Source organism: Dyella sp. 01N36, from assembly GCF_056399745.1.
On the sequence record NZ_JBFTRY010000144.1, the window covers coordinates 1 to 8,711 of the forward strand.

Genomic DNA, 8,711 nt, shown 5'->3' on the forward strand with positions numbered 1-8,711 from the left:
CTTCGACGACGCTGAAATATCCAGCGTCACGTTAGTTGGCGATGAGCTACATGTCGCCTATCTCAACTGGAGAGAGCAAGAGTCCGAACTGGTCTTTAGGCAAGTTGCGGGGTATCAATGGTTCAGTCCTGAAGGCAAGGCGCTAAGCCACGGGACTATCGAGATTGAAGATCCTTTCCTATCGTTGGCCTGTGACATGGCCGATGAGGATTCTGTTGAAGGGTTTAAGGTTTTTTCGTTTGTGTCTGCATGGAACGACGCGAAAATGCTTCGAATTGTGGCTAAGGAAGTCGCCTCTTCAGGGAACTAATGGGCTAACGTAGTTAGACGACCCGTACTACAACAACGACTTTCTGAAAACGGGACGGAGGTAGTTAACACCTCATGTTGTAGCCAGTAACGCTACGCTCGTAGCCAACATGGCTACGCTTTCGAGGCGAACAGACTCCAACGCCATCCGGTAGTAAAAAGAAGCCCCGCGATTGCAGGGCCTTTTTGTTTGCCTTGCCTACGCACTAACCGATCAAGCGAACGGATCATCCAGCACGATCGTGTCATCACGATCCGCACCGGTAGCCACCAGCGACAGCTTGCAACCCGACAGCTCTTCCACCGCGCGCAGATAGGCACGAGCAGCAGCAGGCAGCTTGTCCCATTCGCGGATGCCGGCGGTGGATTCGTCCCAGCCCGGGAATTCCAGGTAGACGGGCTTGCACTCGGCCCAGCCGTCCGCGTCGAGCGGGGCCAGTTCGCGGCGCTTGCCGCGGTATTCGTAGGCGATGCAGACCTTGATGGTCGGCAGGCCGTCGAGCACGTCGAGCTTGGTGATGGCCAGGCCGTTGATGCCGTTGATCTGCACGGCGCGCTTGAGCGCGACGAGGTCGATCCAGCCGCAGCGGCGCGGACGGCCGGTGCTGGCGCCGAACTCGTTGCCGACCTTGCGCAGGCGCTCGCCCATCTCGTCGTTGAGCTCGGTCGGGAACGGACCGCCGCCCACGCGCGTGGCGTACGCCTTGCAGATGCCCAGCACGTAGTCGATGTCGCCTGCGCCAACGCCGGTGCCGGCGAGCGCGCCGCCCACGGTGGTGTTGGACGAGGTCACGTACGGGTAGGTGCCGTGGTCGATGTCGAGCAGCGCGCCCTGCGCGCCTTCATAAAGGATGTGACCGCCTTCCTTGCGCACGTCGTGCAGGATGGTGGCGACGTCGTCGACCATCGGGCGGATGAATTCGCCATAGGCCAGCGCATCGTCCAGCACGGTCTGGAAGTCGACCGGCTCGGCCTTCAGCCACTGGGTGAGGATGAAGTTGTGGTACTCGACGGCGGCCTTGATCTTCTCGGGCAGCTCGTGCGGATACATCAGGTCGGCCACGCGCACGCTGCGGCGAGCCACCTTGTCTTCGTACGCCGGGCCGATGCCGCGGCCGGTGGTGCCGATGGCGCTCTTGCCGGCAGCGATTTCGCGCGCCTTATCGACGGCGATGTGGTACGGCATGATCAACGGCGTGGCCGGGCTGATCTTGAGGCGCGAACGCACTTCCACGCCCTGCGCTTCGAGCTCTTCGATTTCCTGCTTGAGCGCCTGCGGCGAAAGCACCACGCCATTGCCGATCAGGCACAGCGCGTCGTCGCGCAGAATGCCCGACGGGATCAGATGCAGCACGGTCTTCTTGCCACCGATGACCAGCGTGTGGCCGGCGTTGTGACCGCCCTGGAAGCGAGCGACGGCGCTGACCTTCGAAGTCAGCAGGTCGACGATCTTGCCCTTGCCTTCGTCGCCCCACTGCGCACCAAGGATGACTACTGACTTGCCCATGATGATGTTGCTCTCGTCAATTTGAAAAATCGGATGGCCCAAGGGCCGCGAATTCGGCTGGCTACCTCAGCGCGTCATGCCAGCGCCTTCGACGTCGCTGGATCCCGACACCAGCCGGGATGACGATGAGGAAACCGTGGCGGTTTCCGATGGGTTGAACGGCCCATCGCCGCATCAAGTCAATGCACCAACTGCAAGGCCACAAGGCCAATGCCGATGGCCAGCGCGCCAAACACGCGCAGCGTGCGCGGGCTCATGTTGACTGCCTCGCGCATAGTGGCTTGCCACCCGCGCGGCGCGGCAAACAGCACCAGCCCTTCAAACACCAACACCAGGCACAACGCGCCTGCCAATTCCTTCGACATCGTCCCTGCCACTCAATGCTTGGACGATGCGCCGTCGCTGAAATACTTCAGGAATTCCGAATCCGGTCGCAGCACCAGCACGCCCTTGCCGTCCTTGAAGGAGGTACGGTACGCGGCCAGGCTTCGATAAAACGCGAAGAACTCCGGGTCCTGGCCGTAAGCCTGCGCGTAGATCGCCGCGGCCTGGGCATCGCCCTCGCCCTTCACCTTGGCCGCATCGCGCTCGGCTTCCGCCTTCACGACTTGGGCCTGGCGATCGGCGTCGGCCTTGATGGTTTCGGCGGCCTGCTGACCGGTGTAGCGCAATTCGTTGGCGAGCTGCGTGCGCTCGGCGCGCATGCGCTTGTACACCGACTCGCTCACTTCGTCCGGCAGATCGATACGCTTGATGCGCACGTCGACCACGGCAATGCCGAAATTCTTGCGGGCGGCCGTGTCGGTCTGCTTGCGCACGCGTTCGGTGACGTCCTTGCGGCCGGCCGAGACCAGCTCCTGCAAGGTGCGACCATTGAATTCAAAACGCAGCGCGTCCTTCACGATCGGCGTGAGGCGATTGGCCGCCTGCAGCTCGTCGCCCGCAGTGGCGCGGTAATACGCGGCGTTGTCGGCGATGCGCCACTTCACATAGAAGTCGACGTTGACGCTCTTCTTCTCGGAGGTGAAGTAACGCTCGGGCGGCGCTTCCAACGTGAGGATGCGGTTGTCGAACGTCATCACCTGCTGGATGAACGGCAACTTGGCGTGCAGGCCGGGCTGGTCGCCGGTGCGCACGATGCGGCCGAACTGCAGCACGAGTGCGGTCTGCCCTTCGTGCACGACAAACAAACTGTTGAAGCCGAGCAACACGATCAGCACGGCGATGATGGCGGAGACGATCTTCATGGCTGCTTCTCCTTGCCGCCGAGGCTGCTGTCGCTGCCTGCCGATTGCATCACCGAGCCCACGTTCGGCACATCCTTGCCGGTCGCGCGATCGAGCGGCAGGTAGATCATGTTGCGGCCGCCGGAGCCATCGAGCACCTTGGGATTGTTCGACATCACGTCCTCGACGGTTTCCAGCCACAGGCGACGGCGCGTGACATCCGGCGCGGCCTTGTATTCCTTGAGGATGAGGTTGAAGCGCGAGGCATCACCGGTGGCGGTGGCCACGCGTGCAGCGGCATAACCCTGGGCCTCGGCAGAAATGCGCGAGGCATCGCCACGTGCCACCGGTACGACCTGGCTGGCGTAGGCGCGTGCGTTGTTCTCGGTGCCCTGCTTGTCTTCGCGTGCGGCGTTGACGTCGTCGAAGGCGTCCTTCACTTCCTGCGGCGGGGCCACGTTCTGGAAGCTCACGTCGGTCACCACGAGGCCGGCGTCGTATTCGTCCAACGTGGCCTGCAGGATTTCGCGCGTCTGCTGCTGCAGGGTGTCGCGCGTCTGCGCCTTCACGCCGGTCACGGGTACAACGGCCGGGGTCGCCACGGACGAGGCGCCCGCCACGGTGCTGGCAGCGGCGGGCGCGACGGTCTCGCCTTCGCCCTGACTGGTGAGGATGTTGTCCATCACATTGGCGCCCACCACCGTGCGCACGGCGGCCTCGGAGGCCTGGCGCAGCGTGTCTTCCGGCGGGCCGCTGAGCGAGAAGAGGAACTTGCGGGCGTCGGCCACCTGGTACTGCACGTTGAAGTCGACCGAGATGATGTTCTCGTCGCTGGTCAGCATGCGCACCTTGTCGGACACCGATCGGATCTCGGTGGTGCCGACCTTGGTCACCGTTTCAATGGGGCTCGGAAACTTCAGGTGGAAACCCGGCGGCAGGGTGCGGGAGTACTGGCCAAAGCGCAGTACCACGCCGGCCTGGCGCGCATCCACGATGGTGAAGCTGCTCATGGCGATCCAGACGATCAGGAAGGCCAGCAGGATGGTGAAGATGCCGCCGGCGCCGCCGCCAAGCTTGCCCAGCCGGTTGCGCAGCTGCCTGAGCATGTCCTCCAGACCCGGCTTATTGCCAGGCTGGCGGTTCCTGTTCCACGGATCACGTTGCCCGTTACCGGGTTCGTTCCAGGCCATGGTCAGTCTCCTTAAGGCCGCTGGGAGGCCGGCTGCGTTGGCCGGAAAGCGCGTTGAACGGGTTTGGACATAGGGTCGGCTGCTTGAGATGGGTACCGCGCGAGCGCGAATGGCCGCACACAAACAGCGACCATTCTAACAGAGCCCGCCAGGGATTCCTCCCCATGGAAGCGCTCCACTTGTGGGAGCGCACCCTGTGCGCGACTGGCGCCGCAAGGCCACCCCGACAACCGGTGTTCGCCGGGCGCTCGGGCGCCTGTCGCGCACAGGGTGCGCTCCCACAGGGGGTTCGCTGGTTAGAGGGTGCCGTCCTGCAAGGCCTCTTCGGCCGTGCCAAGGATGGGCTGGAGCAAGGCTGCCTCGCTGGCGCTACCGCCGCTCAAGGGCGCAATCACGCTGCGCGGCGCATCGATGTTCAAGCGCCAGCCATCCTCGTCCACCTCTTCGCCCACGATGGCGCCGGCGGCCTTGAGTCGGGCATGCAGGCGGCCGGCGGTATGCGGCAGGCGCAGTTCGGACTGCACGCGCTCGCCGCCCAGCAGCTCGCCCAGGGCCTGCCGAAGCAGGTCCAGGCCCTGCCCGCTGGCGGCCGACAGCCACACGGTGGTGGGGCGACCTTCGGCGTCGCGGTCGATTCGCGGCTCGGTGCCCGCCAGGTCGATCTTGTTCATCACCCGCAGCTGCGGCAGGTCGCCGGCGTCGATTTCCTCGAGCACGTTGTCGACCACGCGGGCGAGGCGCTCGCGCTCCTCGTCGGCCGCGTCGCTCACATGCAGTAGCAGATCGGCATCGCGCGCCTCGGCCAGGGTGCCGCGGAAGGCGGCGACCAGGTCATGCGGCAGCTCGCGGATAAAGCCCACCGTGTCGGCCAGCACCGCCGGCCCGCAGGACAGCCCGTCGAGCTTGCGCACGGTCGGGTCCAGCGTGGCGAACAGCAGGTCGGCGGCGAACACTTCGCCTTCGGTCAACACGTTGAACAGSGTCGAYTTGCCGGCATTGGTATAGCCCACCAGGGCGACCCTCGGCACGGTGTTGCGCAGGCGCGCGCGGCGCTGCTGGACGCGCTGGGTCTGCACCTTTTCCAGACGCTTGGTGAGCATCTTCACCCGCTCGGCGAGCAGGCGGYGGTCGGTTTCCAGCTGGGTTTCGCCCGGGCCGCGGTTGCCGATGGCACCGCCGCGCTGGGCGTCAAGGTGAGTCCAGCCGCGCACCAGTCGCGTCGCAAGATGCTTGAGCTGGGCCAGCTCCACTTCGAGCTTGCCTTCGTGCGAACGGGCGCGCTGGGCAAAGATGTCCAGGATCACGCCGGCACGGTCCACCACACGCACATTGAGCAGCTTTTCGAGGTTGCGCTCCTGCACCGGGGTGAGCAGGTGATCGACCAGGACCAGGTCGGCTTCGAGCGCCCGGGCGGCCTCAGCCACCTCGTCGGCCTTGCCGGTGCCGATGTAATAGCGCGGGTTGGGCTCGACGACGCGTGCGGGGATGCTGCCGAGGATCTCGGCGCCTGCCGAGCGCACGAGCTCGGCGAATTCTTCGGCGCGCCGCGCCGTATCGCCCTCTCCACGGGAATGCGGGAGCACGAGGACGGCGCGTTCGCCTTTCTTTTGACGATCAAACACGAGGGCGGGAAGACCTTTATGAAGACGCGATGCCGCGGACCTTAAGACGGTCCACGGCACGGATCGGAGTGGGAAGTGTATGTGGATACGCCGCCGGCCGATAATGCCGCGACGCCTACCCTACTCAGATGGGTCGACCACCCGTCGTAATCAAGCTTCCGCTTCGGCGGCACCGCCCGGCGCATCGCCCGGACCGTCGTGGCCATTGCCCATGCGCACATTGCGGCTGGGTACTACGGTGGAGATGGCGTGCTTGTAGACCATCTGGCTTACCTGGTTGCGCAGCAGCACCACGAACTGATCGAACGACTCGATMKTGCCYTGCAGCTTGATGCCATTGACSAGGTAAATAGCGACCGGAACGCGTTCACGGCGCAGCGCATTAAGAAACGGATCTTGCAATGATTGCCCTTTGGACATTTCTTGTTCTCCCCTCGCAACGGACGGACCGGGATAAAAGACGCGTGACGCGCCCCGGTCCAAGGCGGAGGAATATTAACCACTTTTAAATCGTTGATGAAAGGGCGAATGCAGCTTTCGTCAGGTGTGAAAATGGTGTTTAGAGAACTGAGCGGCACACTATTGTTCGCCGAGATACAAACGCAGGGCATCCTCGGCAAGATTCCACGTCGCAGAACCCTCCGGATCAAGCATCCGTGCGTCGAGCACGCTGCGCAGCCAGGTGATCTGCCGTTTGGCCAACTGACGTGTCGCGAACACGCCGCGGTCGCGAAATTCTGCCTCGCTGGTTTGGCCGTCCAGATAATCCCAGGCCTGTCGGTAGCCTACGGCGCGTATGGCCGGGAGATCGGCATGCAGGTCGCCGCGGGCGCGCAGGGCGCGAACTTCGTCGAGAAATCCATCGCGCAACATCGTGTCGAAACGTTGTGCGATCCGTTCGTGCAAGGGCGCACGGTCCTGCGGCACCAGCGCCAGCTTGAGCACGCGCCAGGGGAAACGCTCGCCGCTGCCGCCGCGCTGCTGCTCTGACAACGGGCGACCGGTGAGCTCGATCACTTCCAGCGCGCGCTGGATACGCTGCGCGTCGTTGGGCCCGATGCGTTCGGCGGCGGAGGGATCGAGTTGTTGCAGACGCGCATGCAGCGCAGGCCATCCATCATCCGCCGCCTGCGCAGTGAGGCGCTCACGCACCGCCGGATCGGCTTCGGGCAGCTGCGAAAGGCCTTGTTGCAGCGCGCGGAAATAAAGCCCCGTGCCGCCAACGAGCAGTGGCACCCTGCCCTGCGCCGTGATGTCCTGCATGGCGGCTACGGCGTCACCGCGGAAATCCGCGGCCGAGTAAGGCTCGGCCGGATCGCGGATATCGATCAGTCGATGCGGGTAGCGCGCGAGCGTCGGCGCATCCGGTTTGGCCGCGCCGATATTGAGGCCACGATAGACCAGGGCGGAATCGACGCTTACCAGGTCGAGCGGGAACTGATCGCTCAAGGCGCATGCAAGCGCGGTCTTGCCCGACGCGGTCGGGCCCATCAGGAATACGGCGAGTGGGCGCTGATCGATCGGCATCGGCGCATTCTACCGATGAAGCCGGCATCACGACGAACCCTGTCTCACCACGAGCGCCGTTTCATTGTAGGAGCGCACTTGTGCGCGACCGCAGCGCCCTGTCGATGCCTCGGTCGCGCACAAGTGCGCTCCTACAAACGGCGGCATGAGTCTAGGTGTAGAACTCCACCTTGCCGCCAACGAGGTGATACATCGAGCCGACGATCTTGATCTTGCCGTCCTTCTCCAGGCCGGCCAGCACATCGCTGCGACGGCGGATCTCCGCCACCGTCTGACGCACATTGGTCGCGGCCACGGCATCAACGAAAGCATCGTTCTTGCTGGTGCGTTCGCCACTGAACTTGGTGGCTTCGACGGCTGGCTTGATCTTGTCGAGAAGGCCGGTGAGGTTGCCGAGCTTGGCGTTGTCGATGGCGCCCTTGATCGCACCGCAGGCCGTGTGCCCCATCACCAGCACAAGCTTGGCGCCGGCAAGCGCGCAGGCAAACTCCATGCTTCCTAAGAGATCGTCGTTGGCGACGTTGCCGGCGACGCGCCCATTGAAGGTGTCGCCGATCCCTGCATCCAGGATGATTTCGGCCGGCGCGCGCGAGTCGATGCAGCTGAGGATCACCGCTGCCGGGTATTGCCCGCCGGCGCTGGCACGCTTCTGTGCCAGATAGTCGTGTCCCTGCATCTTGCCGGCACAGAATCGCTCGTTGCCTTCCTTGAGCATGGCGATGACCTGGTCTGGCGTCATCGCATCGCGTTGCTCCTTGGTCAACGCGGCGGCCTGTGCAAGTCCAGGCATGAGCCAGGAAACGCCGCCCACCGCGGCAAACGCGGCGGCACCGATGGCAGATTTCAACAGCGAACGGCGCGCGGGATCCGTCGCGCCGGCGCAACAAGCGTCGTCATGCTGCATAACGTCCCCTCCCTAATGGAAGGAACTACTGCACGCCTGGGGGGATGAAACCKGTGTGAACCTCAGTTCGTCGGCTGTCTGTGGGAGCGCACCCTGTGCGCGACTAGCGCCGCGACAGGGTGAGGCCCTCGCGCACAGGGTGCGCTCCCACAGTGGGGGAATCAGCGCCTCGGCACACCCATCTCATTCAGCAACTGCGGGGCCGGATAGACCTTGTCCATCAGCCAACGCATATATCGCAGATCAACATGGATGGCGCGCTTGTAACGCGGATCGAACATCCAGCTCGCACTCACCGCCTCCCAGTTGCTGTCGAAATTGAGGCCTACCAGCTCGCCCTTGGCGTTCAATACGGGCGAACCCGAGTTGCCGCCGGTGGTATCCAGATTGCTCAGGAAGTCGACCGGCATGGCCTTGGTCTTCGCA

At 64.1% G+C, this 8,711-nt stretch carries 10 protein-coding genes; 1 reads left to right on the forward strand and 9 read right to left on the reverse strand.

Annotated elements, in window-relative coordinates:
* Nucleotides 1-310, forward strand: a 310-nt coding sequence (locus AC1DMG_RS16865; protein ID WP_477180802.1) for a hypothetical protein, incomplete at its 5' end; no start/stop codon positions are given.
* 213 nt (nt 311-523) lie between these two features.
* Here the strand turns inward: AC1DMG_RS16865 and AC1DMG_RS16870 are convergent.
* The 9 genes from AC1DMG_RS16870 to AC1DMG_RS16910 form a co-directional block, all read right to left on the reverse strand.
* Nucleotides 524-1,816 carry an adenylosuccinate synthase gene (locus AC1DMG_RS16870; protein ID WP_441603549.1) on the reverse strand — a complete coding sequence of 431 codons (1,293 nt, stop codon included), beginning with the start codon at nt 1,814-1,816 and terminating at the stop codon, nt 524-526.
* A gap of 179 nt (nt 1,817-1,995) precedes the next feature.
* Entirely contained in the window at nt 1,996-2,181 is a 186-nt protein-coding gene (locus tag AC1DMG_RS16875) for a DUF2065 domain-containing protein (RefSeq protein WP_441603550.1), read from the reverse strand.
* 12 nt (nt 2,182-2,193) lie between these two features.
* Nucleotides 2,194-3,063 (reverse strand): protease modulator HflC, encoded by an 870-nt coding sequence (gene hflC / locus AC1DMG_RS16880; RefSeq protein ID WP_441603551.1) that lies wholly within the window; start codon nt 3,061-3,063, stop codon nt 2,194-2,196.
* Nucleotides 3,060-4,232: an FtsH protease activity modulator HflK gene (gene hflK / locus AC1DMG_RS16885; RefSeq protein ID WP_441603552.1), complete on the reverse strand. Its 1,173-nt coding sequence runs from the start codon at nt 4,230-4,232 to the stop codon at nt 3,060-3,062. Before hflK ends, hflC begins: the two co-directional genes overlap by 4 nt.
* Nucleotides 4,233-4,528: 296 nt before the next feature.
* Nucleotides 4,529-5,854 (reverse strand): ribosome rescue GTPase HflX, encoded by a 1,326-nt coding sequence (hflX, locus tag AC1DMG_RS16890; RefSeq protein WP_477180803.1) that lies wholly within the window; start codon nt 5,852-5,854, stop codon nt 4,529-4,531.
* Between the two features lie 150 nt (nt 5,855-6,004).
* On the reverse strand, nt 6,005-6,274 hold the full coding sequence (gene hfq / locus AC1DMG_RS16895) for an RNA chaperone Hfq (protein ID WP_477180804.1): 270 nt from the start codon (nt 6,272-6,274) through the stop codon (nt 6,005-6,007).
* A 159-nt stretch (nt 6,275-6,433) separates the two neighbouring features.
* Nucleotides 6,434-7,381 (reverse strand): tRNA (adenosine(37)-N6)-dimethylallyltransferase MiaA, encoded by a 948-nt coding sequence (miaA, locus tag AC1DMG_RS16900; RefSeq protein ID WP_441603554.1) that lies wholly within the window; start codon nt 7,379-7,381, stop codon nt 6,434-6,436.
* Between the two features lie 151 nt (nt 7,382-7,532).
* Nucleotides 7,533-8,285, reverse strand: coding sequence for a carbonic anhydrase family protein (locus AC1DMG_RS16905; RefSeq protein ID WP_441603555.1), 753 nt, complete (start codon nt 8,283-8,285; stop codon nt 7,533-7,535).
* A 161-nt stretch (nt 8,286-8,446) separates the two neighbouring features.
* Nucleotides 8,447-8,711 (reverse strand): S46 family peptidase (locus AC1DMG_RS16910; RefSeq protein ID WP_477180805.1); only part of this gene is annotated, 265 nt, incomplete at its 5' end.